The following is a 24,422-nucleotide window of genomic DNA, read 5'->3' as shown; positions in this document are numbered from 1 at the left end:
GCGGTAGCCGGGGGAGGGTGGGCGAAACCCCGCGCCGTCAGGCGCGGGACACCCCGCGGCGGGGCAGCCGGAAAGCTACCCTCGCCCTATGGGCATACCCCCATACCTCCGCATCGCCGCCGAACTCCGCACCCGCATCGCCTCCGGCGAACTCCGCGCGGGCGAGCGGGTCCCGTCCACTCGTGGGATCACCGAGGAGTGGGGAGTGGCCCTGGCCACCGCCACCAAAGCCCTCGCCGTACTACGGCAGGAGGGCTTGGTGCGGCCGGTGCCCGGCGTCGGCACCGTCGTGGTGCCCGGCCCGCCCGCCCGGCGGACAAGGCGTCGCGACCCCGCCCCCGCGCTCACGCGCGACCGCGTCGTGCGAGTGGCGATCGCCGTGGCCGACGCGGGCGGTTCCGGCGCGCTCTCCATGCGCGCGATCGCCGCCGAACTCGGCGTCTCCACCATGGTGTTGTACCGCCACGTGCCGGGCAAGGACGAGCTCCTCGCGCTGATGGCGGACACCGTCTTCGGTGAGACCCGGATCGTGGTGTGCGCGCCGGACGGCTGGCGGGCGCGGCTGGAGGCGTCGGCCCGCGCGCAGTGGGCGCTCTACCGGCGCCACCCCTGGCTGGCGAAGTCCGCTTCCCTCACCGGGCTGTTGTCGTCCCCGAACGCGCTGGGACTGCTGGAGTGGACCGTCGCCCCCGCCGTGGAACGGCTCGGCGCGGCCGAGTCGCTGCGTACCGCCGTCACGCTCGCCGCCTTCGTGCGTGGCGTCGCGGTCGATCTGGAGGAACCCGTCGACGAACGGTTTCCCGGTCTCGGTCTGGGCCTCGACGCCATGCTCGAGTTCGGGCTGGCCCGGCTGCTCGACGGGCCGGCCCCGCGCATGCCGGAGCGGCGCCCCCGGGAGGGGCGCCGCTCCGGCTGACGTGTCGTTCACCGTCCGGCGGTGACCGCCGGTTCCGGATGGTCCGTTCGTTCCGTGGAGCGGGCGCCGCGCAGGGCGGCCACCGCCGCGGCCGCGCCCAGGGCCAGGACGGCCGTGGCGCCGACGGCGGCGACGTGCATCCCGTGGACGAACGCGTCGCGGGCCGCGGAGGCCAGGACCTCGCCCGTCCGGCCGGGCAGCCCGGCGGCTGTGGAGACGGCTCCCACCAGGGTCTCCCGCGCCGCCTCCAGCGCGCCGTGCGGCAGGCCGGCGGGGGCGTCCCGGGTGACGTCGTGGCGGTAGACGGCCATGCCGACGCTTCCGAAGGCGGCCATGCCCAGGGCGCCGCCGAACTCCTGGCCGGCCTCCACCAGGGAGGCGGCCGAACCGGCCTTCTCCGCGGGGGCGGAGCCGAGCGCCATGTCGGAGACGAGGGCCATCACGGTGACGATGCCGCAGGCGATGACGGCGCAGGCCACCAGTGTCAGGGCCAGTGAGTCCGTACCGGTGCCCAGGAGGACGGCGAAGCCGGCCGCGGCGGTGAGGAAGCCCGTGGCGATCACATAGGCCTTGTTCACCTTCTGGCCCATGACGGTGGCCACCGGCCCGGCGACGCCCACGGCGAGGGAGGGCAGCGTGCCCCACAGCGCCGCCTCCAGCGGGCCCTTGCCCAGCACCGCCTGGAGGTACTGCGTGGTGAAGTAGGTGGAGCCCATCATGCCGAACATCGCCAGGGCGTTGAGCGCGATGCCCGCTCCGAAGGCGCGGTGCCGGAACAGCTCACGGCTGATCATGGCGTCCCGTGTGCGGCGCTGACGGAGGACGAAGGCCGCGCCGACCGCCAGGCCGGCCAGGACGCAGAGCAGCAGGGGGACGCTGAAGCCGTCGGCCGCCATGCGCTTGACGCCATAGATCACGGGGAGGACCGCGCCCATCGACAGCGGCACGCTCAGCAGGTCGAACCGGCCGGGCCGGGGGTCCTTGAACTCGGGCACCAGCAGCGGCACGAAGACGAGCAGCAGAAGCATCGCGGGGACGTTGACCAGGAAGACCGAACCCCACCAGAAGTGCTCCAGCATGATTCCGCCGAGCACCGAACCGAGCGCGATGCCACCGGCCATGGCGCCGGACCAGATGCCGATGGCCTTGGTGCGCTGCGCGTCGTCCCGGAACATGTTGCGGACCAGCCCCATGGTGCTGGGCATCAGCGTCGCGCCGCCTATGCCCAGGACGAAGCGTGCCGCGATGAGCATCTCCGCGTTCTGGGCGTAGGCGGCCGCGATCGAGGCGGCGCCGAAGGCGGTGGCCCCCAGCATCAGGAGCTTGCGGCGGCCGATCCGGTCGCCGAGCGACCCCATCGTGATCAGCAGCCCGGCCAGGGCGAAGGCATAGCTGTCGAAGATCCACAGCTGCTGGGTGCTGGTGGCCGCCAGGTCCTCGGTGATGGCCGGCACGGCGAAGAAGAGGACGGAGACGTCCATCGAGACGAGGAGGAGGGGCAGCAGGAGGACGACGAAGGCCGTCCACTCCTTGCGCCCGGCACGGGTGCTGGGGTGCGTCATGACGGTGACTATACGGGCGTCTTAAACGCTTGTCTATGACGGTTGTTTAAGACGTGCGTCTGGGACGGGCGTATGGGGGCGCGTTAGGGTGCCCGTATGGGACATCGCGAAGATCTGCTCGAAGGCGCCAAGCGCTGCCTGCTGGAGAAGGGCTGGGTGCGCACGACCGCGCGCGACATCGTGGCGGCCTCCGGCGCCAACCTCGCCTCGATCGGCTACCACTACGGGTCCAAGGACGCGCTGATGATGGAGGCCTTCCTGAAGGTGACCGAGGACTGGGGGGAGAAGCTCACCGACACGCTGGCGGCCGCCGTCGGGGCCGCCGCCTCGCGCGAGGAGCGGCTCGCCGCCGTCATCGACGGCATCGTCGCCAACTTCCCGGAGGACGAGCGGTTCTGGGCGGCGCAGCTGGAGGTGATGGGTCAGCTGGGCAACCACCCCGAGCTCAAGAAGCGGTTCGCCGAGATGCTGCCGTACGGGCGCGAGGGGCTGGTCGCGGTGTTCGAGGGCGTCGACGACACGGAGGTCCCCGACGAGGCCACGCGGACCAGCGGCCACGTGTACTACTCCCTCTTCACCGGGCTGTGGGTGCTGTGGCTGGTCGACCCCCGGCAGGTGCCGGCGGGCCGGGATGTCGTCGAAGGTATGAACCGGGTGGTCTCGGGCACCGTGCTGGCGCCGAAATAGCTTTGCGCGGGGGTGCGTTGAGGGAGCGTACTGGACGTAACCGGAGGTATCCGGTGTACTGGTTGCCCGAGGATACTAGTTCCCGTCTGGGAGGTCGCCCATGTCCGTGACCAGCTCCCCCGCCACCGCCTTCCCGCAGCCCCGCACCTGTCCGTACCACCCGCCGGCCGCCTACCCGGAGATGGCCGCCCAGGGCCCCCTGTCCCGGGTGACGCTCTACGACGGCCGTGAGGTGTGGGCCGTCACCGGGCATGCCGAGGCCCGGACCCTGCTGACCGACCCCCGGATCTCCGCCTACCGGCAGAATCCTTCCTTCCCGGTCCTCGTGCCCCGCGCCGAGCGGCAGGACGACGTCGAGCTGCCCCTCCTCGGGGTCGACGACCCGCGCCACGCCCGGCAGCGCCGGATGCTGATCCCCGCGTTCGGCCTCAAACGCATCGCCGAGATGCGCCCCTGGATCCAGCGGACCGTGGACGGCCTCCTGGACGCGATGCTCTCCGCGGGGCCCGGCGCCGAGCTCGTCTCCGCCTACGCCCTGCCCGTGCCGTCGATGTCCATCTGCTACCTGCTCGGCGTGCCCTACGCCGACCACGACTTCTTCGAGAGCGCCTCCCGCGAGCTGATCGGCGCGCCGGGCCCGGCACAGGCCCGCGCCGCCCGCGACAAGCTCACCGCGTATCTCCATGGGCTCGTCGCCGACAAGGAGAACGGGACCGGCGGCCCCGACGGCCTGCTCGACGAGCTCGTCGCCGGACCGCTGGCCGAGGACCGGCTCGACCGCGACGAACTCGTCATGCTCACCCTGCTCCTGCTGGTCGCCGGGCACGAGACCACGTCAAACATGATCTCCCTCGGCACCTACACCCTGCTCGAACACCCGGACCAGCTCGCCGCGTTGCGCGCCGACCCCGCCCTGCTGCCCGGCGCCGTCGAGGAGCTGATGCGCTATCTGTCCGTCGCGGACGGGATGGTGCGCGTCGCCACGGAGGACATCGAGGTACACGGCGAGACGATCCGGGCCGGCGAGGGCGTCGCCTTCCCCCCGTCGGTGGTCAACCGCGACGCGGCCGTCTACGCGGACCCCGACGTCCTCGACGTCCGGCGCTCGGCCCGCCACCACATCGCCTTCGGGTTCGGCGTCCACCAGTGCCTGGGACAGAACCTGGCCCGCGCCGAGCTGGAGATCGCTCTCGGCACCCTCATCACCCGTATCCCCACCCTGCGGCTGGCCGTTGCTCCCGATGAGGTGCCCATCAAGCCCGCGGGCACCCTCCAGGGGCTCTACGCCCTTCCGGTCACCTGGTGACCGGCCCTACTGTCGGCACCCCACCGAAGAACGGAGCACCGCCATGCGCGTCAGTATCGATTCCGGCATCTGTATCGGTTCGGGCATGTGCGCCCTGACCGCGCCTTCCGTCTTCGAGCAGGACGACGACGGCTTCGGCGTCGTACGGGACGGCCGCGAGGACGGCGCGGGCGATCCGCTCGTGAAGGAGGCCGTCCGGGGCTGTCCGGTGCAGGCCATCCAGATGGATTAGGCGCGCCGCAGCCGGGACGCCTTGAGCGTCATGTGGAGCAGCAGCCGGTCCTCGCCGTCGTCCAGGTCGAGGCCCGTCAGCTGCTCCACCCGGCCCAGCCGGTAGTAGAGCGTCTGCCGGTGGATGCCCAGGGCCGCGGCCGCGCGCCCCGCCTGGCCCGCGCAGTCGAGGTACACCTCGGCCGTACGGGCCAGCTCGGTGTGCGCGCGCTCCAGCAGCGGCAGCACCGCCGGGTCCGCCGCGCGCTCCGGGACGAGCCCCGTCAGCACCCGGTACGGGCCGATGCCGGCCCACTCCGCCACCGGGCCCAGCCGGCGCTCCGCCGCGGCCGCGCGGGCCGCGGACAGCGCCTCCGACCAGGCCTCCGGCAGTTCCACCAGGCCGCGGCGGGGCGTGCCCAGGCCGGCCGCCGCGAGCCCGGCCGGTGTGCCGGCGGCCGTGTCGGCCGGCACGGGCCGTCCCGCGCGCGGCGAGCGCAGCAGCCGGTCGGCGGCGGCCCGGGCCGGGGCCGGCGAGGAGGTGGCCCGCAGCCGGATCAGGGCCGCGAGGGCAGCCGAGCCGTCGGGGAGCGAGCCCGGCACCGCGCACATCGCGGCCACCCCGGACTGCGCCGCGAGCGCCGAGCCCGAACCCTCCGGGCCCGTTTCGCCGTCACCCGTCTGCCACGGTGCGACCGCGACCACCGCCAGCGGCCCGTCCGCCGCCGGGCCCAGGGCCTCCCGCAGCGCGCCGCGCGCCGCCTCCACCGCCGCCGGCCGGGCGGTCAGCAGATCCCGCAGCAGCTCGCCCAGCTCCGCGCCCGCCCGGGCCTCCGCCGCCAGCAGGGCGCCGATCCGGTTGGTCGTCTCCACCGCCTGGGCGAGCCGGGGGTCGGCGAACGGGACGCCGAGGTCCAGCCCCGCCAGATGCTCGTCGTCCAGCAGCCAGACATAGCCGTGCACCACCCCGCCGTGGCGCACCGGCAGGCAGATGCGGCCGGTGAACACCCCCGCCGCCGGGTCCGGCGGGATGCGCAGCGGGGCCTGCGCGCGGGCGATGCCGAACGCCTCGAACCACGCCCGTACCGCCGCCGTGGAGCGGCGCTGGAGGATCGAGCGGGTGCGCACCGGGTCCATCATCAGGTCGTCGTCGTCGCCGTGGGCGCCGAAAGCGATCAGGCCGAAGTCGCGGTCCTCAAGCGTCGCGGGCACGCCGAGCGCCGCCGAGATCTCGTCCACGAGGTGCTGATACTCGCCACGCATGCCGCGCCCTGCTCCCTTCGGGTATTCGTCGGTCATCATTGTCATACATCTGTCTGAGATCCCGGCCACGAATGCGTGACAGGTGTCGATGGCCGCAAGATGGCGTGAACTCTACGTTTCACGATGAGTCACTTATGCCGTCTCCCCAGGTGGGGACGGCCTTCATCGTGGAGGTGCCCATGCTGGGTCCCGTGATCCTCGCCGCGTCCCGCAGCGACAAGATGCGCCGTTTCGTCTCGGCCGCTCCGGGCACCAAGCAGGTCGTCGACCGGTTCATCGCCGGCGAGACCGTCGGCCAGGTCGTCCCGATCGTGGAGGACGCCGCGGCGAAGGGCCTTGAGGTCACGCTGGACGTGGTGGGCGAGGACATCACCACGGTCGAGCAGTCGTACGCGGCGCGTGACGCCTATCTGGAGCTGATCGACCGGCTCAAGGAGCTCGGTCTGGGCGCGAAGGCCGAGATGTCGGTCAAGCTGTCCATGTTCGGCCAGGCCCTGGAGAACGGCCACGAGCTGGCCCTCGCCAATGTCCGCCCGGTCGTCGAGGCCGCCGACGCCATAGGCACCACGGTCACCCTCGACGCCGAGGACCACACGACCCTCGACTCGATGTTCGCCATCCACGAGGAGCTGCGGAAGGACTTCCCGAAGACCGGCTGCGTCATCCAGGCGTACCTCTTCCGCACCGAGGACGACGCCCGCCGGCTCGCCGCGGCCGGCAGCCGGGTGCGTATCGTGAAGGGTGCGTACAAGGAGCCCGCCTCCGTCGCGTACCAGGACAAGGCCGAGATCGACAAGGCGTTCGTGCGGATCGTCAAGATCCTCATGGCGGGCTCGGGCTATCCGATGATCGGTTCGCACGACCCCCGTCTGATCGCCATCACCCAGGAGCTGGCCAGGCAGGCAGGTCGCAATCTGGACGAGTACGAATTCCAGATGCTCTACGGCATCCGCAGTGAAGAGCACATCCGCCTGGCGGCCGAGGGCCACCGTATGCGTGTCTACACCGCGTATGGCACCGACTGGTACGGCTACTTCATGCGCCGCCTCGCCGAGAAGCCGGCCAACCTGCTGTTCTTCGCGCGCTCGATCCTCACCAAGGGCTGAGCCCCCCTACACCCCCGTCACGCCCCGAAGGAGACACGGAATCATGGACGCAGTGACCCAGGTCCCCGCGCCGGTCAACGAGCCGGTGCACGCCTACGCCCCCGGTTCCCCCGAGCGCGCCCGGCTGGAGGCCAAGCTCAAGGAGCTGGCGGCCAACCCCATCGACCTGCCGATGACGATCAACGGCGAGAAGCGGATGGGCGGCGGCGAGGCCTTCAAGGTCGTCCAGCCGCACAACCACGCCGCCGTGATCGGCACCTACCACAACGCCACCGAGCAGGACGCCCAGGACGCGGTCGACGCGGCCCTGGCCGCCGCCCCGGCGTGGCGCGCGATGTCCTTCGACGACCGCGCCGCGATCATCCTGCGCGCCGCCGAGCTGCTGGCCGGCCCCTGGCGCGAGACGCTGGCCGCCTCCACCATGCTCGGCCAGTCCAAGACCGCCCAGCAGGCCGAGATCGACACGCCCTGCGAGCTCGTCGACTTCTGGCGCTTCAACGTGCACTTCGCGCGTCAGATCCTCGCCGAGCAGCCGGTCGCCAACTCCGCCGGCGTGTGGAACCGCAGCGACCACCGGCCGCTGGAGGGCTTCGTCTACGCGATCACGCCCTTCAACTTCACCGCCATCGCCGGCAACCTGCCGACCGCCCCGGCCCTCATGGGCAACGTGGTCGTCTGGAAGCCGTCCCCGACGCAGACCCACTCCGCCGTGCTGCTGATGAAGCTGCTGGAGGAGGCCGGCCTGCCCAAGGGCGTCATCAACCTGGTGACCGGCGACGGCATCGCCGTCTCCGAGGTGGCCCTGAACCACCCCGAGCTCGCGGGCATCCACTTCACCGGCTCGACCAAGACCTTCCAGTACCTCTGGAAGACGGTCGGCACCAACATCGAGAAGTACCGCTCCTACCCGCGCCTGGTCGGCGAGACCGGCGGCAAGGACTTCGTCGTCGCCCACCCGAGCGCCGACCGCGCCATCCTGAAGACCGCGCTGACCCGCGGCTCCTTCGAGTTCCAGGGCCAGAAGTGCTCCGCCTCCTCCCGCGCCTACGTCCCGCGCTCCATCTGGGAGGACGGCTTCAAGGAGGAGTTCGCGGCCGAGGTCGACGGCATCACCATGGGTGACGTCACCGACCTGTCGCACTTCATCGGCGCCGTCATCGACGAGCGTGCCTTCGCCAAGAACAAGGCCGCCATCGACCGCGCCAAGGAGGACTCCACCTGCACGATCGTCGCCGGTGGCACCTACGACGACTCGGTGGGCTACTTCGTCCGCCCGACCGTCATCGAGTGCACCGACCCGGAGAACGAGGTCTTCACGACCGAGTACTTCGGCCCGATCCTCGCCGTCCACGTCTACGAGGACGCCGACTTCGACGCGATGCTCGCCCAGATGGAGTCCGTCTCGGCCTACGCCCTGACCGGCTCGATCATCGCGCAGGACCGCGCCGCGGCCGCCGACGCGATGGAGAAGCTCCGCTTCGCCGCGGGCAACTTCTACATCAACGACAAGTCGACGGGCGCCGTCGTCGGCCAGCAGCCCTTCGGCGGCGGCCGCGCCTCCGGCACCAACGACAAGGCCGGTGCCGCGAGCAACCTCCAGCGCTGGGTGTCGACCCGGTCGATCAAGGAGACCCTGGTCCCGCCGACCGACTACCGCTACCCGCACATGGGCTGATCCACGGCCCGTAGCTGATCCCCGCCCCCGCCCGGCACCCCAGCCGGACGGGGGCGGCGTCGTGTCGCGGGCGGTGTCGCCGTCTCAGATAGTAGGAAGTCCGAGTAATAGTGGAGACACCACGCCCGGCCCTGACCTAGCGTGGAGGGAGCCGAACGCCCCGCTCGATCGAGCGACGGCGGACGCGGCCCGGTGCCCCGCGCAGGTGACCCCTGCGGCACCCCGGCCCCCGCCCCCTCTCCCGGCTTCGATCCTTTCTCGCTTCCCGCTCGCCCGCCCCTGCCCGGGGCCCAGCAGAGGAGACGTGACCCATGGCCGAGACCGCCACCCGTTCCGCCCGCCGGATCCGCCGCGCCGCCCGCGCGGCCGACGACGCCGCCCGTCGGACCGACCGGGCCAACGCCGCCGCCGCGCTCCAGCGCGCGCTCGACCGCCGCGACAACGGCGGCGTGACCGGTCACTGAGCCGATTCGCCCTCGTCCTCCTGTCCCGGACGGGTGATGACACTGTGCTCGTCCTTCTCGGCTCCGCTCCGCGTCACCTCGAAGTGGTCCACCCGGGCGCCGCTCTCCGCCAGCGCCGTCACCGTCAGCCGCGGGCGCCGGCCGGGCTCGGACTCGACCGCCAGGAACGAGTAGCCCGTGAAGCGCACCCGCGACCACTCCACCGTCTCCTTGGCCTTCACCCGGCCCTTGGCCCAGTGATAGCTGGCGACGCTGTCCACGTCCTTCACATGGCCCTCGTAGCTGTCGGGCGCCGGGAAGTCGTAGAGCGACTTCCCGGCGCCGCCCGCGGTGACGTACACGATGCCGTCCCGCGAGGAGTCGACGGACTCGCCGATCGGCACCCGCTTCGCCACCTTGCCGTGCTTTATCGCGTCGGTGCGCTCGTAGACGTGGTTGTGGCCGTTGATCACCAGATCGACCCGGTGCTTCTCGAACAGCGGTACCCACAGGTCGCGGACCCCGCCGTCCGAGGCGTGGCCGTTGGTCGTGGAGAAGGCGCAGTGGTGGAAGAAGACCACGATGAAGTCGACGTCGCGCCGCTCGCGCAGCTCCCGCAGCCGCCGGTCGAGCCACCGGGTCTGCCGGCCGCCGCTGTAGCCGGTGTTGGCGGTGATCTCGTACGAGACGTCGTTGGCGTCCAGCGCGACGACGCCCACGTTGCCGTAGACGAAGGAGTAGACGCCCGGCGAGTTCCGGGCATCGAAGCCGTTGTCCGGCAGCGTCCAGCGGGCGCTCTGGCCGCCGTAGCCGTTGGGGGAGTACCAGGCCTCCATGTCGTGGTTGCCCGTGGTCACCATCCAGGGCACCCGCGAGGCCACGGTCTCGGTCTGGGCGAGGAACTGGTCCCACGTCCGGGCGTCGTAGACGTCCGTGGTCTGGCCGGATCCGCTGTCGTCGGCGTAGCAGATGTCGCCCGCGTGGAGGTGGAAGACGGGGTTCTGACCGAGGATCAGCTGGTCGTTGGCGAGGGCGTGGTAGCTGACGCCCTGGTCGCCGAAGGCCGTGAAGACGAATCGTTCCGCCCGCTCGGGGGCCGTGCTGAAGGTGCCCACGGTGGCGAAGTGCCGGGTGTCGGCGGGGTCGAAGCCGTCGTGGCCGACGCCGTAGTAATAGGTCTGCCCGGGGGCCAGGCCGTCCAGGGCCGCGTGGAGATAGACCTGGTCGACGGCCGGGAGCTTCTTGTTCAGGGGCGGGGTGTGCAGCGTTCGGACCTCGGCGGGGATGCGCCGGCTGAGGTCCCAGGGCTTGAGGCCGACGCGGAGGAACGGCCGCTTGACCGCGAACGGCACCTGCCAGGAGATCCGCATCTGTGTCCGCGGGTCGGCCCCGAAGGCCAGGTGCCGCCCGAACGGCGCGACGAGCGAGCCGTCGACTCTCGCGGTCGCCGGCGTGGTGATCAGCGTGGGGGAGAGGGGCCGCGCGGTGCCACCGCCCCCCGCGAACGCCGCCGGGGCGCCCGCCCCCAGCAGACCCGTTCCGGCGACCGCGCCGGCCGTCACCGCGCTCGCGCGCAGCAGCCCGCGCCGGGTGAACCTGCCGCGCAGGTACTCGTGCTGCTCCGCCATCGTCATATCGCGCGCGAGACGGTCAGGGATGCCTACCCGTGGTGTGTCCATGTCGGAAAAAGTGCCAGGAGTGAGCGGCGAGGACACGTACTTTCGGTGAATGTGGCCTGTCCGGCTGGCAATGTGTCCATATCGCGGACGGGCCGTGTCATTCTGCGGGACGCAGGGGTACGGTCCCGGTATGTCTCGCAGCATTCGTCTCGCAGTGATCCCCGGTGACGGCATCGGCCCCGAGGTCGTGGCCCAGGGCCTCAAGGCCCTGACGGCCGCGCTCCCTTCGGACGTCAAGCTGGAGACCCGGGAATACGACCTCGGTGCCCGCCGCTGGCACGCCACCGGCGAGACCCTGCCGGACGCCGAGCTGGAATCCCTCAAGCAGCACGACGCGATCCTGCTGGGCGCGATCGGCGACCCGTCGGTGCCCTCCGGCGTCCTGGAGCGCGGGCTGCTGCTCAAGCTGCGCTTCGCCTTCGACCACTACGTCAATCTCCGCCCGTCGAAGCTGTTCCCCCACACGGCTACCCCACTCGCCGGCCGGCCCGAGATCGACTTCGTCGTCGTCCGCGAGGGCACCGAGGGCCCCTACACCGGCAACGGCGGCTCGTTGCGCACCGGCACCCCCGCCGAGGTCGCCACCGAGGTCAGCGTCAACACGGCCTACGGCGTGGAGCGCGTGGTCCGCGACGCCTACGAGCGCGCCCAGGCCCGCCCCCGCCGCAAGCTGACCCTCGTCCACAAGAACAACGTCCTCGTCCACGCCGGGCACCTCTGGAAGAGCGTCTTCGACCGCGTCGGCCGCGAGTACCCCGAGGTCACCACCGACTATCTGCACGTCGACGCCGCGACGATCTTCTTCGTCACCCAGCCGGAGCGCTTCGACGTCATCGTCACCGACAACCTCTTCGGCGACATCCTCACCGACCTGGCCGCCGCCGTCACCGGCGGCATCGGCCTCGCCGCCTCCGGCAACATCAACCCCACCGGGGCCTTCCCCTCGATGTTCGAGCCGGTTCACGGCTCCGCGCCCGACATCGCGGGCACCGGAAAGGCCGACCCGACCGCCACGGTCCTCTCGGTGGCGCTCCTGCTGCGCCACCTCGGGTACGAGGCGGAGGCGGTACGCGTCGAGAAGGCCGTCGCCGAGGACATCACCGGGCGCGGCAGCGCGGTACGCACCACCGACCAGGTCGGCGACGCGCTGGTATCGCGCGTACTCGCATCCGTACAAACCGGCTGATACCGGTACGCGTTTTTGCGCGCGGCCGGCTGTCACAGTCGAATACCGGCCGCGCGCACGTTTTCCGTCAGGCCCCTCACGAGCGATAATCGAACGTGGGGCCGCGAATGAGGCGAAGAAGCTCGGACGTCCCGATGCCCTCGGGGTGACGTGAGCGCGGTCCGCCACATACCAAGGTGAAGGACACGCATTCATGACGACGCCCACGATCGAGCTCAAGCCCTCCTCGCACCCGCTGTCCGACGCGGAGCGCGAGCGGATCCTGGCGAATCCCGGATTCGGCCGCCACTTCACCGACCACATGGTCACCATCAAGTGGACCGAGGGCCGCGGCTGGCACGACGCCCAGCTCACCCCGTACGCGCCGCTGTCCATCGACCCGGCCAACATGACCCTCCACTACGCGCAGGAGATCTTCGAGGGGCTCAAGGCCTACCGCCGCCCCGACGGCTCCGTCGCCACCTTCCGCCCCGACGCCAACGCCCGGCGCTTCCAGTCCTCCGCCCGCCGGCTCGCCATGCCCGAGCTGCCGGTCGAGACCTTCATCGAGGCCTGTGACGCCCTGGTCCGGCAGGACAAGGCATGGGTCCCGGCGCACGGCGGCGAGGCCTCCCTCTATCTGCGCCCCTTCATGATCGCGACCGAGGTCGGCCTGGGCGTGAAGCCCGCCAACGAGTACCTCTTCATCGTGATCGCCTCCCCGGCCGGCCCGTACTTCCCCGGCGGCGTCAAGCCCGTCTCCGTGTGGCTGTCCGAGAACTACGTCCGCGCCGTCCCCGGCGGCATGGGCTTCGCCAAGACCGGCGGCAACTACGCGGCCTCGCTCCTCGCCCAGGCCGAGGCGGCCGAGAAGGGCTGCGACCAGGTCGTCTGGCTGGACGCGCTGGAGCACAAGTGGGTCGAGGAAATGGGCGGCATGAACCTGTACTTCGTGTACGGGGGCCGCGACGGCGAGAAGCCCCGGATCGTCACGCCCGAGCTGACCGGTTCGCTGCTGGCCGGCGTCACCCGTGACTCGCTGCTGACCATCGCCAAGGACCTCGGCTACGTGTCCGAGGAGGGCCGGATGTCCACCGACCAGTGGAAGCGCGACACCGAGAACGGCACCCTCACCGAGGTCTTCGCCTGCGGCACGGCCGCGGTGATCACCCCCGTCGGGCATGTGAAGTCCGCGGGCGGCGAGTGGACCCAGTCCGGCGGCGAGCCCGGCGAGGTCACCATGAACCTCCGCAAGGCGCTGCTGGCGGTCCAGACCGGCGTCACCGAGGACGCCCACGGCTGGATGCACCCGCTGGGCTGAGGCCGACCCGTGTGCGTTGGACACAACGCACGCAAGTCCATGCGATCGTTGCCGGCCGGACCCTTGTCCGAAACCGGGCCGTTCCGCCACCGTGAACCCTCATGGAACAGGCACAGACACGGCACTGGAAGAAGATCTGGGTCGGTTCGGCCGGCAACATGGTCGAGTGGTTCGACTGGTTCGTCTACGCCAGCTTCGCCACCTACTTCGCGGGCTCCTTCTTCCCGAAGGGCAACGACACCGCGCAGCTCATGAACACCGCCGGCATCTTCGCCGTCGGCTTCTTCATGCGGCCCGTCGGCGGCTGGCTGCTCGGCCGGGTCGGCGACCGGCGCGGCCGCAAGGCGGCGCTCACCCTGACCGTCAGCCTGATGTCGGCGTCCGCCGTGCTCATAGCCGTCGCCCCGACCTACGCGGTCGCCGGCTACGGCGGCGCCTTCGTCCTCCTCGTCGCCCGGCTGCTCCAGGGCCTGTCCGTCGGCGGCGAGTACGCGGCCAGCGCCACCTACCTCACCGAGGCCTCCGCGCCCGGCCGCCGCGGCTTCGCCTCCAGCTTCCAGTACGTCTCCATGACCGCCGGCCAGATCCTGGGCCTGGGACTGCTGATCATCCTCCAGCACACCCTCACCGGCGATGAACTCCACAGCTGGGGCTGGCGCATCCCCTTCGCCGTGGGCGCGCTCGGCGCCGCCGTCATCTTCTACCTGCGGCGCAACATGCTGGAGACGGAGGCCTACGCCGAGGACAGCGCCGACGACAGCGGCACGGGGGCCGACGACCGGGGCACGATCCGGGCGCTCCTGCGGCACAAGCGCGAGGCGCTCCTCGTCATAGCCCTGACCATGGGCGGCACGGTCGCCTACTACACGTACACCACATATCTGACGAAGTACCTCTCCAACAGCGCGGGCCTGCCCAAGCAGACGGCGACGCTCGTCAGCTTCTGCGCGCTGATCGTCTTCGCCGCCCTCCAGCCGCTGGCGGGCGCTCTCTCGGACCGGATCGGCCGCCGGCCCCTGCTGATCACCTTCGCCGTGGGCTCGACCTTCCTGACCGTGCCGATCCTGACGATGCTCAAGCACGCGGGATCCTTCTGGCCGGCCCTCGGCCTGTCCCTGCTGGCGCTGGTGGTGGTCACCGGCTACACCTCGATCAACGCCTGTGTGAAGGCCGAGCTGTTCCCCACGGGCGTACGGTCGCTGGGCGTGGCCCTGCCCTACGCCATCGCCAACGCGCTCTTCGGCGGCACGGCCGAGTACGTGGCCCTCTGGTTCAAGAAGGCCCACCTGGAGTCCGGCTTCTACTGGTACGTCGCGGGCTGCGCGGCCGTCTCCCTCGTCGTCTACCTCACCATGCGCGAGACGCGCGACATCGACCTGAAGCGCGTCGGGGCCACACCCCAGGGGCGTACGGAGACGGACACGGTGCCCGCATCCTGAGACTCACCCGCGTCGTGGACCGGTCCTGTGGCAGTATGCCGCCATGCTCCCGTTCGCCATGATTATGGGCAACAGGCGCGCCGGTCCGCAGTGAACGCTCCCGTACCACCCGTACGAAGCGGACACCGTCGCCTCAGACCCGCGCGCAGACCTCTCGCACCCGCGAGAGGTTTTTGCGTTTTCCGGCCCACCTCCGCCGGAGGCGCAGGGCGCGGGCCCACCGGAGGCGGCGGTACCGGTCATCCCGGCAGACCGACATCCTCACAGGAGTCAGACCAGCAATGACGGACGCAACCGACGGCCGCGAGCCCTTCGAACCCGCCGCCCCCGTCGACGACGCCTTCCACGTCTTCGACACGACGCTGCGCGACGGCGCGCAGCGCGAGGGCATCAGTCTCACCGTCGCGGACAAGCTCACCATCGCCCGCCATCTGGACGACTTCGGCGTCGGCTTCATCGAGGGCGGCTGGCCGGGCGCCAACCCCCGCGACACCGAGTTCTTCCAGCGCGCCCGCGCGGAGATCAGCTTCCGGCACGCCCGGCTCGTCGCCTTCGGCGCCACCCGCAAGGCGGGCGTGCGCGCCGAGGACGACCGGCAGGTCGCCGCCCTCCTGGACTCCGGGGCCCCCGTCATCACCCTCGTCGCCAAGTCGCACGACCGGCACGTGGAACTCGCCCTGCGCACCACGCTCGAGGAGAACCTCGCGATGGTGCGCGAGACGGTCGCGTACCTGCGCTCCCACGGCCGCCGCGTCTTCGTCGACTGCGAGCACTTCTTCGACGGCTACCGCGCCAACGCCGGCTACGCCACCCAGGTCGTGCGGACCGCCTACGAGGCCGGCGCCGACGTCGTCGTCCTGTGCGACACCAACGGCGGCATGCTGCCCGCCCAGATCGACGCCGTCGTCCGGACCGTGCTCAACGACACCGGCGCGCGCCTGGGCATCCACGCCCAGGACGACACGGGCTGCGCCGTCGCCAACACTCTCGCCGCGGTGGACGCCGGTGCCACCCACGTCCAGTGCACGGCCAACGGCTACGGGGAGCGCGTCGGCAACGCCAACCTCTTCCCGGTGGTCGCCGCCCTGGAGATCAAGTACGACCGGCGGGTGCTGCCACCCGGCAGACTGGCCGAGACGACCCGGATCTCGCACGCCATCGCCGAGGTCGTCAACCTCACGCCGTCCACGCACCAGCCGTACGTGGGGGTCTCCGCCTTCGCCCACAAGGCCGGGCTGCACGCCTCGGCGATCAAGGTGGACCCGGACCTCTACCAGCACATCGACCCCGAGCGGGTCGGCAACACCATGCGGATGCTCGTCTCCGACATGGCCGGGCGCGCCTCCATCGAGCTCAAGGGCAAGGAGCTCGGCGTCGACCTCGGCGGCGACCGCGAGCTGATCGGGCGCGTCGTCCAGCGGGTCAAGGAGCGCGAGCTGGCGGGCTACACGTACGAGGCCGCCGACGCCTCCTTCGAGTTGCTGCTCCGCGAGGAGATCGAGGGCCGGGCGCGGCGCTATTACCGCGTGGAGTCCTGGCGGGCCATCGCCGAGGACCGCCCGGACGGCACCCACGCCAACGAGGCGACCGTGAAGCTGTGGGCGAAGGGCGAGCGCATCGTCGCCACGGCCGAGGGCAACGGCCCGGTCGACGCCCTCGACTGCGCGCTGCGGGTGGCGCTGGAGCGCATCTACCCCCAGCTGGCCGGCATCCGCCTGACCGACTACAAGGTCCGCATCCTGGAGGGCAACCTGGGCACGGGCTCGACGACCCGGGTCCTGGTCTCCACGAGCGACGAGAGCGGCGACTGGTCCACGGTCGGCGTGGCGGAAAACGTCATCGCGGCGTCGTGGCAGGCTCTGGACGACGCGTACGCGTATGGGCTGCGGAGGGCAGGGGTGGACCCGCAGGAGTGACCTTGTTCGTGGGCGATCGCTCCGCGGGGCCGGGGGCACCTCCCAGCGGTAGCCGGGGGAGGGTGGGCACGAACCGGCCCACCGGCCCGCACCACCCCGGGGCTCCGGGGCGCGGCCCCGGTTACGGGAAGGGGCGGGTCAGGGGAAAGAAACCCCCAGCCCCGCCCCCAACAGGTCAAAGGCCCGATCCGCATCGCCATGCGCTTCGGCCAGTGCGTCGCCGATCGCCGACCCCTCGGCAAGCTTCCGCCAATTCTCCTGCGCCAACCGCTGATGCACAGTGATGATCTGCGCCGCCGCGAGCCTGGCGATCAGCGCGTCGCCGCCCGTCTCCAGCAGCACCCCCGCCAGCAGCTCCTCGTCCCGCTCGGAATAGCGGACGAGCCGTGCGAGCAGGCTGGGCGTTCCGTAGAGCATGTCGTTGAACGCCCGCACCACGGCGTGGTCGTTGAGACCCGTGACGGGATCGTGGGCGTCCAGCCGCGCGTGGTAGTGCGCGCGGAGCGCGCCCAGCGGGGACTGGCCGGCCGCCCTGCCGGCGACGACACGCGCCGCCTCGCCCTGATGGTCGGCGATGCGGTGCAGCGCCAGGTCCTCCTTGGCCGGGAAGTAGCGGAAGAGCGTCGGCTTGGACACCTCCACCGCCGCCGCGACGTCCGCGACGGACACCTGGTCGAATCCGTGCTTCAGGAACAGCTCGATGGCCGTGTCGGACAGCGCCTGGCGTGTGCGCTGCTTCTTCCGTTCCCGCAGTCCCGTCTCATCGGTCACGAAGTCACTCTAGCAGGTGACGTTACCCAGGATCTTTTGTTACTCGGTTGCGTTTTCGTCCAAGCGGGTCTTTCATGGACGTATGACTTCGCCAGACGTAACGACCGACGTACTGATCGTGGGCGCCGGCCCCACCGGCCTCACCCTCGCCTGCTCGCTCGCCCGCAGCGGCGTGGGCGTCCGCATCATCGACAAGTCCCCGGAATTCCACGGCTCTTCCCGCGGCAAGGGCCTCAACCAGCGCAGCCGCGAGCTCTTCGACGACCTCGGGGTGGGGGAGCGGGCGGCGGCGTCCGGCACCGAGCACATCGCCCTGCGCAAATACCGCGACGGCGTCGCCGTGGCGGACCATGTCGCTTTCGAGGACCGGGCCCCCACGCCCGACACCCCCTACGCCAGCGGCCTGCTCATCCCCCAGTGGCGCACGGAGGAGATCCTGCGCGAGGGGCTCGCCGAGCACGGCGTCCAGGTCGAACTCGGCTGTGAGCTGGCCGGGTTCACCCAGGACGCGGACGGTGTCGTGGCGACGCTCGCCGACGGCCGGCGGATCGCGGCGTCCTATCTCGTGGGCTGCGACGGCGGCCACAGCCCCGTGCGCAAGGCGCTGGGCGTGGCCTTCGAGGGGGAGACCGACGCCGAGGAGAGCATGGTGGTCGGCGACGTCCGTGCCGACGGGCTCGATCCCGCCTACTGGCACCAGTGGTTCGACGAGGACGCGGCCCTTCTGCTCTGTCCCTTCCCGGGCAGCTCGCACTGGCAGTTGCAGGGCTCGCCCGAGCGCGACGCCGACGGCCGGCCGCTGCCGCCGACGCTCGAATCCTTCCAGCGGCTCTTCGAGCGGTGCGCCCGGATACCGGGCGTGCGGCTGACCGACCCCACCTGGTTCTCCGTCTACCGCGTCAACGTCCGTATGGCCGACCGCTTCCGGGTCGGGCGGGTCCTCCTCGCCGGGGACGCGGCCCACGTCCACTCGATCGCCGGCGGCCTGGGAATGAACACCGGCATCCAGGACGCCTTCAACCTGGGCTGGAAGCTGGCCTTCGTGGTCCGCGGTCTGGCCGGTCGAGGGCTGCTGGACACCTATGAGGAGGAGCGGCTGCCGGTCGCGGCGTGGACGCTGGACCTCACCAACGAGCGGCTGCGCGCGGTCCTGGAGGGCGTCCGGGAGGCGGGCGTCGGCACCGAGGCCGTGGTCACCGACGACATCACCACGCTGGGCGTCGGCTACCGCTGGAGCTCGCTGGCGTGGGGCGGGCCCAAGGCGGGGGAGCGGGCACCCGACGCGCCCTGCCGGGATGCCGTGACCGGCGCGGGGATACGGCTCTTCGAGGTCTTCGCCGGGCCGCGCTTCACCCTCATCGGTGTCGGGCCGACGAGTGCGAAGGCTCTCGTGGAGGCGGGGGAGAGGTATGAAGGGATGCTGACCGCGTGCCACGTCGACGACCACGAGGGGCACGTGCGGCGGGCGTACGGGATCGAGGGCGACGGGCTCGTGCTCGTACGGCCCGACAACCACATAGCGCTGAGCGTGGCGGCGGACCGGGGCGCGGAGGTCATGGACCGTCTGGCGCGCCTCGGTCGCTGATCCGCACGGAGGTCAGGCCTGGGCGGCGGCGGTCTTCACCGCGGAGATGTCGAAGGTCAGCTTCACCTTGTCGCTGACCATCACACCGCCGGCCTCCAGGGCCGCGTTCCAGGTCAGGCCCCAGTCGGAGCGCAGGATCTCGGCGCTGCCCTCGAAGCCGACGCGCTCGCTGCCGTAGACGTCCGTGGCCGAGCCGTTGAACTCCAGGTCGAGGGAGAGGGGCCGGGTGACGTCCTTGATGGTGAGGTCGCCGGTGAGGCGGTAGCGGTCGCCGCCGACGCGCTCGGCGGCGGTGGAGCGGAAGATCATCAGGGGGAAGGTCCCGGCATCGAAGAAGTCGCCGCTCAGCAGGTGGGCGTCGCGGTCCTTGATACCGGTGTCGACGCTGTCGATCCTGACGTCGATGGCAGCGGTGGAACGGGAGGGGTCGGAGCCGTCGAGGTGGAGGGTGCCCTCGTGCTGGAGGAAGGAGCCCTTGACGTTGGTGACCATCGCGTGGCGCACGGTGAAGCCGATGCTGCTGTGGGCCGGGTCGATGGTGTAGTCGCCGGTCAGCGCGGCGAGGGCCGGGTCGGCGTCGAGGACGGCGGTGGCGGTCGCGGCGGCGGTGTCCCGCTTGCGGGTGAAGAGGCCCATGACTGCTCCTGGGGGTGAGATGAGGGGAAGGGGATCAACGAACATGGTTGAACGTTGAACAAGATTGACGATAGACCTATCTGGTTCAACTTTCAACATGCCGTCCCGAGGGATTTCTCGGAGGGATTTCCGGCCGGTTGTCCACGGAGGCGTCATTGCCTCCCACCCGCCCCCGTGCCACCGTGTGCGCCGTGCCGTCGTCCACCCCCGCATGGACCCGCCGTGGCTTCCTCGCCGCCTCCGCCCTCGGCGCCCTCGGGCTGGGCGCCGTGCTCCCCGAAGCCGCCGTCGCCGGACCCGTCCCCGACGGTGACGACTTCGCCGGTGACGACTTCGCCGGGCCGCGCCGCCGCTGGCGCGAGCTGACGCTCGGCACCGGCTTCGACCCCGCCGCCGAGCCCTACGCCACCGTCCTGCGCCGCACCGGGGACCAGGCCCGCACCCATCGCGCGAGCATGCGCCCCGCCGCCGGCTCGCTCTGGCCCGACGCGCCCTTCGACCCGCCCGCCGGGATCACCCTCGGCTACGCCCGGCTGTTCACCATGGCCCAGGCCCACGCCCAGCCCGGCACGGGCCTCACCGGGGACCCCGGCCTCGCCGCCGACGTCCTCGCCGGGCTGGACCACCTCCACGAGCGCGTCTACCACCCGGGGACCGTCCGCTACGGGAACTGGTGGGAGTGGCAGATCGGCAGCCCCCGGCTGCTGCTGGACACCGCCGCCCTCCTCCACGACGCGGTGGGCCCGGACCGGCGCGCCCGGCTGCTGGCCGCCGTCGACCACTTCGTCCCCGACTCGGCGATCGGCCCCTACACGGGCACCAGCACCGGCGCCAACCGCGTCGACCTGTGCCGGGTCGTGGCCCTGCGGGGCGTCCTGGGGGAGGACGCCGCCAAGGTCGCGCTGGCCCGCGACGCCCTCTCCCCGGTCTTCCCCCACGTCCTCAAGGGGGACGGGCTCTACGCCGACGGCTCGTTCATCCAGCACACCTGGGTGGCCTACTCCGGCACCTACGGCTGTGTGCTCCTCGACGGGCTCGGCCGGCTCTTCGCCCTGCTGCGCGGCTCGCGCTGGGAGGTCACCGACCCCAATCGGCGGATCATCCACGACAGCGTGGAGAACGCCTTCGCGCCACTGGTCCACGACGGCCTGGTGATGGACTGCGTCTCCGGCCGCGCCATCAGCAGGGGCGTACGCGCGGCCGACCCGGACGGGCCCGTCCAGAGCGACCACCAGCGCGGCCACGCCCTCATGGCCGCCATCGCCCTGCTCGCGACGGGCGCGAGCCCGGCCGAGCGGGAGCGATGGCACGCCATGATCAAGGGCTGGATCGCCCGGGACACCACCAGCCCGGTGCTCACCGACCCCCAGTTCGGCGTCGCCGACCTCGCTCGCCTCGCCGCGATCGCCGCCGGACCCGCGCCCGCCGCCCCCGAGCCCGTGGGCCACCGGCTCTTCCCCGCCATGGACCGGGCCGTCCACCGCCGCCCCGACTGGACCGCCGCCATCGCCATGGCCTCCGACCGCGTCACCCACTACGAGAACGGCAACGGCGAGAACCCGCGCGGCTGGCACACCGGCGCCGGAATGCTCACCTGGTGGGCCGCCGGTCGCACCGGCGACCAGCACACAGGCGGCCAGTACACCGACGCCTTCTGGCCCACCGTCGACCCCTACCGGTTGCCCGGCACCACCGTCTCCGCCGTCCTCCTCGCCGACAACCAGGGCGGCGGCTGGGGCGCCCCCAGACCGGCGGCGCGCTGGGTCGGCGGCGTCACCGACGGGGAGTACGCGGCCGTAGGGCAGCACCTCAAAGGGCTCGGCTCCACCCTGGAGGCCCGTAAGTCCTGGTTCTGCGCGGACGACGCCGTCATCTGCCTGGGCGCCGGGATCACCGCCCGGGACGGCACCGACGTCGAGACCGTCGTCGACAACCGCAACCTCGGGGCCACCGGCACCCCCGTCCTCACCGTGGACGGCGAGACCCAGCCCGCCCACGACGGCTGGACCGAGTCCTACGACCGGGCCCACTGGGTCCACCTCGCCGGGCACGGCGGCTACGTCTTCCCCGGCGGGGCCCCGCTCACGGCCCTGCGCGAGGCCCGCACCGGAGCCTGGCGCGACATCAACGCCGACGGGTCGCCCACCCCCCTCACCCGGCGCTACCTCACCCTCCTGCACCCCCATGGCATCGACCCCGAGGACGCCTGCCACGTCCACCTCCTGATGCCCGGCGCGAGCCCCGGCGTCCTCGCCGACCGCGCCGCCGACCCCGGCCGGCTCACCGTCCTCGCCAACAACCGGGACCTCCAGGCCGTCCACGTTCCCTCCCTCGGCCTGACCGCCGCCAACTTCTGGGCCCCCGGCACCGCCGGCCCCCTCACCGCCGACGCCCCCGCCTCCGTACTTCTGCGCCACAATGGCTCCACCGCGACCCTCCATATCGCGGGCCCCCTGCGCACCGGCGACCCCATCGAGCTCATATGGCATTACCCTGTGAGGAACGTCACATCGCATGACCCCACCGTGGAGGTGCTGGAAGCGGGGTCCCTGGTGCGGCTGAGGATCCGGCCGGGTACCGTCTGCGCCTCGCACGGCTGCCGGCTGGCGCTCCGGCCCGCCCGCCGACCCGGGTGAAGATCCCTGGTCAAGGCACCCGGATGACGGCAGGGCCGGGCCATATTTGTGGGGTGTTCACAGCGTGGGACCCGTCCTCGCATCAGGGGAGCTGATAAGACCCCTGCGGCGTTCTGTGCCGCCTGCCCACGAAAACACGCGCGACGTTGTGTGGAACCGACATGATGTTCCGGGCGGCCCGCCACGTACCGTCTTTCCATGAGCAATCTCGAAGGTGCGCCCGTAGAGGCGAGTGACGTCCGTGGGCGCGTCGCCGAGCTGCACGCCATCCGCGAGCAGGTCCGGCGAGGTCCGAGCGAGCGGGCGACCCAGGCGCAGAAGGCCAAGGGGAAGCTGACCGCCCGCGAGCGCATTGAACTCCTGCTCGACGAGGGCTCCTTCACCGAGGTGGAGCCGCTGCGGCGGCACCGCGCCACCGGGTTCGGGCTGGAGGCCAAGCGCCCGTACACCGATGGTGTGATCACCGGGTGGGGAACCGTGCACGGCCGGACGGTGTTCGTCTACGCGCACGACTTCCGGATCTTCGGCGGCGCGCTGGGCGAGGCCCACGCCACCAAGATCCACAAGATCATGGACAAGGCCATCGCGGCCGGCGCCCCGCTGGTCTCCCTGAACGACGGCGCCGGCGCCCGTATCCAGGAGGGCGTCTCCGCCCTCGCCGGCTACGGCGGCATCTTCCAGCGCAACACCAAGGCCTCCGGCGTCATCCCGCAGATAAGCGTGATGCTCGGCCCCTGCGCGGGCGGCGCCGCCTACTCCCCGGCGCTCACGGACTTCGTCTTCATGGTCCGCGACACCTCCCAGATGTTCATCACCGGTCCCGACGTCGTGCGCGCGGTCACCGGCGAGGAGATCACCCAGAACGGCCTCGGCGGCGCGGACGTCCACGCCGAGACCTCCGGCGTGGCCCACTTCGCCTACGACGACGAGGAGACCTGCCTGGAGGAGGTCCGCTACCTCCTCTCGCTGCTCCCGCAGAACAATCGTGAGAACCCGCCCCGCGTGGAGAGCGAGGACCCCGCCGACCGGCTCGGCGAGGCCCTGCTGGACCTGGTCCCCGCCGACGGCAACCGCCCGTACGACATGCGCAAGGTGATCGAGGAGATCGTCGACGACGGCGAGTACCTCGAGATCCACGAGCGCTGGGCGACCAACATCATCTGCGCCCTGTCCCGGCTGGACGGCCGGGTCGTCGGCATCGTCGCCAACCAGCCGCAGTCCCTCGCGGGCGTCCTCGACATCGAGGCGTCGGAGAAGGCCGCACGGTTCATCCAGATGTGCGATGCCTTCAACATCCCGATCATCACTCTTTTGGACGTACCCGGTTTCCTTCCGGGCGTGGATCAGGAGCACGGTGGGATCATCCGGCACGGTGCGAAGCTGCTGTACGCCTACTGCAACGCCACCGTGCCCAGGATCTCGGTGATCCTGCGCAAGGCCTACGGCGGTGCGTACATCGTGATGGACTCGCAGTCGATCGGCGCGGACCTCACCTACGCCTGGCCCACGAACGAGATCGCGGTCATGGGCGCCGAGGGCGCGGCCAACGTCATCTTCCGCAAGCAGATCGCGGAGGCGGACGACCCCGAGGCCATGCGCGCCCGCATGGTCAAGGAGTACAAGGCCGAGCTCATGCACCCGTACTACGCGGCCGAGCGCGGCCTGGTCGACGACGTGATCGACCCCGTCGAGACCCGGTCGGTGCTGATCCGGTCGCTGGCGATGCTCGCGAACAAGCACGCGGACCTGCCGGCGCGCAAGCACGGCAACCCGCCCCAGTAAGCCGTCCCGTACTTCAGCAATCGGAGACATTCGCATGAATGACACGCTCGTACGCGTCGAGAAGGGCACGGCCGACGCCGAGGAACTGGCGGCCGTCACCGCCGTCCTCCTCGCCCGTGCCGCCGCCGGCAACAACGCCGCCGCCCCCGTCCGCCCCCGCCGCAGCACGGCCCCCTGGCGCCGCCTGGAGCGCAGCTCCGGCTTCAAGGCGCCGCACAGCTGGCAGGGCTGACGGCGAACGCGCGCAAACGCGACGGAGGGCCCCTCACCGACCGGTGAGGGGCCCTTTCGCGTTCCGTGAGCGGTGCCGGGAAAGCGACGAGG

The 24,422-nt window shown here is 71.4% G+C and carries 20 protein-coding genes; 15 read left to right on the top strand and 5 right to left on the bottom strand.

All coding sequences use genetic code 11. The features are described from left to right. Positions 1 to 88 precede the first annotated feature (88 nt). Positions 89 to 916: a GntR family transcriptional regulator gene (locus tag AB0E98_RS07720; protein ID WP_361699666.1), complete on the top strand. Its 828-nt coding sequence runs from the start codon at positions 89 to 91 to the stop codon at positions 914 to 916. Positions 917 to 924: 8 nt separating this feature from the next. Here the strand turns inward: AB0E98_RS07720 and AB0E98_RS07715 are convergent, their stop codons facing one another. Then, entirely contained in the window at positions 925 to 2,478 is a 1,554-nt protein-coding gene (locus AB0E98_RS07715; protein WP_361699664.1) for an MFS transporter, read from the bottom strand. 96 nt (positions 2,479 to 2,574) lie between these two features. Here AB0E98_RS07715 and AB0E98_RS07710 point away from each other — a divergent pair, with 96 nt between their 5' ends. The 3 genes from AB0E98_RS07710 (at position 2,575) to AB0E98_RS07700 (ending at position 4,703) form a co-directional block, all read left to right on the top strand. Further along, on the top strand, positions 2,575 to 3,165 hold the full coding sequence (locus tag AB0E98_RS07710) for a TetR/AcrR family transcriptional regulator (RefSeq protein ID WP_361699662.1): 591 nt from the start codon (positions 2,575 to 2,577) through the stop codon (positions 3,163 to 3,165). 100 nt (positions 3,166 to 3,265) lie between these two features. Then, positions 3,266 to 4,471, top strand: a complete 1,206-nt coding sequence (locus AB0E98_RS07705; protein ID WP_361699660.1) for a cytochrome P450 — start codon at positions 3,266 to 3,268, stop codon at positions 4,469 to 4,471. A 43-nt stretch (positions 4,472 to 4,514) separates the two neighbouring features. Further along, a complete protein-coding gene (locus AB0E98_RS07700; protein ID WP_361699658.1) occupies positions 4,515 to 4,703 on the top strand; it encodes a ferredoxin in 189 nt (62 codons plus the stop codon). On the opposite strand, the gene AB0E98_RS07695 is transcribed toward AB0E98_RS07700, so the two are convergent. After that, positions 4,700 to 5,944: a helix-turn-helix domain-containing protein gene (locus tag AB0E98_RS07695; RefSeq protein WP_361699656.1), complete on the bottom strand. Its 1,245-nt coding sequence runs from the start codon at positions 5,942 to 5,944 to the stop codon at positions 4,700 to 4,702. The genes AB0E98_RS07700 and AB0E98_RS07695 overlap by 4 nt on opposite strands. 179 nt (positions 5,945 to 6,123) lie before the next feature. Here AB0E98_RS07695 and AB0E98_RS07690 point away from each other — a divergent pair, with 179 nt between their 5' ends. The 3 genes from AB0E98_RS07690 to AB0E98_RS07680 all read left to right on the top strand — a co-directional run bounded on the left by AB0E98_RS07690 (position 6,124) and on the right by AB0E98_RS07680 (position 9,189). Continuing rightward, the gene (locus AB0E98_RS07690; RefSeq protein ID WP_361700511.1) at positions 6,124 to 7,050 is read left to right on the top strand and encodes a proline dehydrogenase family protein; all 927 of its coding nucleotides are present in this window, start codon (positions 6,124 to 6,126) and stop codon (positions 7,048 to 7,050) included. A gap of 43 nt (positions 7,051 to 7,093) precedes the next feature. After that, complete coding sequence (gene pruA, locus AB0E98_RS07685) at positions 7,094 to 8,725, top strand: L-glutamate gamma-semialdehyde dehydrogenase (RefSeq protein ID WP_361699654.1); 1,632 nt, start codon at positions 7,094 to 7,096, stop codon at positions 8,723 to 8,725. Between the two features lie 311 nt (positions 8,726 to 9,036). After that, entirely contained in the window at positions 9,037 to 9,189 is a 153-nt protein-coding gene (locus AB0E98_RS07680; protein ID WP_361699652.1) for a hypothetical protein, read from the top strand. Here AB0E98_RS07680 and AB0E98_RS07675 read toward each other — a convergent pair. Beyond that, positions 9,183 to 10,847: a metallophosphoesterase family protein gene (locus AB0E98_RS07675; RefSeq protein ID WP_361699650.1), complete on the bottom strand. Its 1,665-nt coding sequence runs from the start codon at positions 10,845 to 10,847 to the stop codon at positions 9,183 to 9,185. The genes AB0E98_RS07680 and AB0E98_RS07675 overlap by 7 nt on opposite strands. Positions 10,848 to 10,977: 130 nt before the next feature. Between AB0E98_RS07675 and AB0E98_RS07670 the strand changes: the two genes are divergently transcribed. From AB0E98_RS07670 to cimA, 4 genes are all read left to right on the top strand, one after another. Continuing rightward, complete coding sequence (locus tag AB0E98_RS07670) at positions 10,978 to 12,033, top strand: 3-isopropylmalate dehydrogenase (RefSeq protein WP_361699648.1); 1,056 nt, start codon at positions 10,978 to 10,980, stop codon at positions 12,031 to 12,033. Between the two features lie 193 nt (positions 12,034 to 12,226). Next, positions 12,227 to 13,333, top strand: a complete 1,107-nt coding sequence (locus AB0E98_RS07665; protein WP_361699646.1) for a branched-chain amino acid aminotransferase — start codon at positions 12,227 to 12,229, stop codon at positions 13,331 to 13,333. Positions 13,334 to 13,434: 101 nt separating this feature from the next. Then, on the top strand, positions 13,435 to 14,772 hold the full coding sequence (locus AB0E98_RS07660; RefSeq protein WP_361699644.1) for an MFS transporter: 1,338 nt from the start codon (positions 13,435 to 13,437) through the stop codon (positions 14,770 to 14,772). Positions 14,773 to 15,053: 281 nt separating this feature from the next. Beyond that, positions 15,054 to 16,688 (top strand): citramalate synthase, encoded by a 1,635-nt coding sequence (gene cimA / locus AB0E98_RS07655; RefSeq protein WP_361699642.1) that lies wholly within the window; start codon positions 15,054 to 15,056, stop codon positions 16,686 to 16,688. 138 nt (positions 16,689 to 16,826) lie between these two features. Here cimA and AB0E98_RS07650 read toward each other — a convergent pair whose 3' ends face one another. Further along, entirely contained in the window at positions 16,827 to 17,459 is a 633-nt protein-coding gene (locus AB0E98_RS07650) for a TetR family transcriptional regulator (protein ID WP_361699640.1), read from the bottom strand. An 82-nt stretch (positions 17,460 to 17,541) separates the two neighbouring features. Here AB0E98_RS07650 and AB0E98_RS07645 point away from each other — a divergent pair, with 82 nt between their 5' ends. Continuing rightward, positions 17,542 to 19,044 carry an FAD-dependent monooxygenase gene (locus AB0E98_RS07645; protein ID WP_361699638.1) on the top strand — a complete coding sequence of 501 codons (1,503 nt, stop codon included), beginning with the start codon at positions 17,542 to 17,544 and terminating at the stop codon, positions 19,042 to 19,044. A 12-nt stretch (positions 19,045 to 19,056) separates the two neighbouring features. Here AB0E98_RS07645 and AB0E98_RS07640 read toward each other — a convergent pair whose 3' ends face one another. Next, complete coding sequence (locus tag AB0E98_RS07640; protein ID WP_361699636.1) at positions 19,057 to 19,680, bottom strand: YceI family protein; 624 nt, start codon at positions 19,678 to 19,680, stop codon at positions 19,057 to 19,059. 191 nt (positions 19,681 to 19,871) lie between these two features. On the opposite strand from AB0E98_RS07640, the gene AB0E98_RS07635 reads away from it, so the two are divergent. From AB0E98_RS07635 to AB0E98_RS07625, 3 genes are all read left to right on the top strand, one after another. Next, entirely contained in the window at positions 19,872 to 22,316 is a 2,445-nt protein-coding gene (locus AB0E98_RS07635) for a polysaccharide lyase 8 family protein (RefSeq protein ID WP_361699634.1), read from the top strand. A 198-nt stretch (positions 22,317 to 22,514) separates the two neighbouring features. Continuing rightward, entirely contained in the window at positions 22,515 to 24,098 is a 1,584-nt protein-coding gene (locus AB0E98_RS07630; protein ID WP_229350509.1) for an acyl-CoA carboxylase subunit beta, read from the top strand. Positions 24,099 to 24,132: 34 nt separating this feature from the next. Then, entirely contained in the window at positions 24,133 to 24,330 is a 198-nt protein-coding gene (locus AB0E98_RS07625; RefSeq protein ID WP_361699632.1) for an acyl-CoA carboxylase subunit epsilon, read from the top strand. The last annotated feature ends 92 nt before the right edge of the window (positions 24,331 to 24,422 follow it).

Origin of the sequence: Streptomyces sp. NPDC037389, from assembly GCF_040636475.1 — a bacterium.
GTDB lineage: Bacteria > Actinomycetota > Actinomycetes > Streptomycetales > Streptomycetaceae > Streptomyces > Streptomyces hesseae.
The sequence above is the reverse complement of the archived record's forward strand: the minus strand, read 5'-3'. Positions and strand labels throughout refer to the sequence as shown.

Bases quoted from the DNA above. Each gene is read 5' to 3' on its own strand.
- AB0E98_RS07660 (WP_361699644.1), top strand. From the start codon at position 13,435: ATGGAACAGGCACAGACACGGCACTGGAAGAAGATCTGGGTCGGTTCG.
- AB0E98_RS07645 (WP_361699638.1), top strand. From the start codon at position 17,542: ATGACTTCGCCAGACGTAACGACCGACGTACTGATCGTGGGCGCCGGC.
- AB0E98_RS07720 (WP_361699666.1), top strand. From the start codon at position 89: ATGGGCATACCCCCATACCTCCGCATCGCCGCCGAACTCCGCACCCGC.
- AB0E98_RS07695 (WP_361699656.1), bottom strand. From the start codon at position 5,944: ATGCGTGGCGAGTATCAGCACCTCGTGGACGAGATCTCGGCGGCGCTC.
- AB0E98_RS07625 (WP_361699632.1), top strand. From the start codon at position 24,133: ATGAATGACACGCTCGTACGCGTCGAGAAGGGCACGGCCGACGCCGAG.
- cimA (WP_361699642.1), top strand. From the start codon at position 15,054: ATGACGGACGCAACCGACGGCCGCGAGCCCTTCGAACCCGCCGCCCCC.
- AB0E98_RS07640 (WP_361699636.1), bottom strand. From the start codon at position 19,680: ATGGGCCTCTTCACCCGCAAGCGGGACACCGCCGCCGCGACCGCCACC.
- AB0E98_RS07700 (WP_361699658.1), top strand. From the start codon at position 4,515: ATGCGCGTCAGTATCGATTCCGGCATCTGTATCGGTTCGGGCATGTGC.
- AB0E98_RS07710 (WP_361699662.1), top strand. From the start codon at position 2,575: ATGGGACATCGCGAAGATCTGCTCGAAGGCGCCAAGCGCTGCCTGCTG.
- AB0E98_RS07715 (WP_361699664.1), bottom strand. From the start codon at position 2,478: ATGACGCACCCCAGCACCCGTGCCGGGCGCAAGGAGTGGACGGCCTTC.
- AB0E98_RS07680 (WP_361699652.1), top strand. From the start codon at position 9,037: ATGGCCGAGACCGCCACCCGTTCCGCCCGCCGGATCCGCCGCGCCGCC.
- AB0E98_RS07670 (WP_361699648.1), top strand. From the start codon at position 10,978: ATGTCTCGCAGCATTCGTCTCGCAGTGATCCCCGGTGACGGCATCGGC.
- AB0E98_RS07690 (WP_361700511.1), top strand. From the start codon at position 6,124: ATGCTGGGTCCCGTGATCCTCGCCGCGTCCCGCAGCGACAAGATGCGC.
- AB0E98_RS07705 (WP_361699660.1), top strand. From the start codon at position 3,266: ATGTCCGTGACCAGCTCCCCCGCCACCGCCTTCCCGCAGCCCCGCACC.
- pruA (WP_361699654.1), top strand. From the start codon at position 7,094: ATGGACGCAGTGACCCAGGTCCCCGCGCCGGTCAACGAGCCGGTGCAC.
- AB0E98_RS07675 (WP_361699650.1), bottom strand. From the start codon at position 10,847: ATGGACACACCACGGGTAGGCATCCCTGACCGTCTCGCGCGCGATATG.
- AB0E98_RS07665 (WP_361699646.1), top strand. From the start codon at position 12,227: ATGACGACGCCCACGATCGAGCTCAAGCCCTCCTCGCACCCGCTGTCC.
- AB0E98_RS07630 (WP_229350509.1), top strand. From the start codon at position 22,515: ATGAGCAATCTCGAAGGTGCGCCCGTAGAGGCGAGTGACGTCCGTGGG.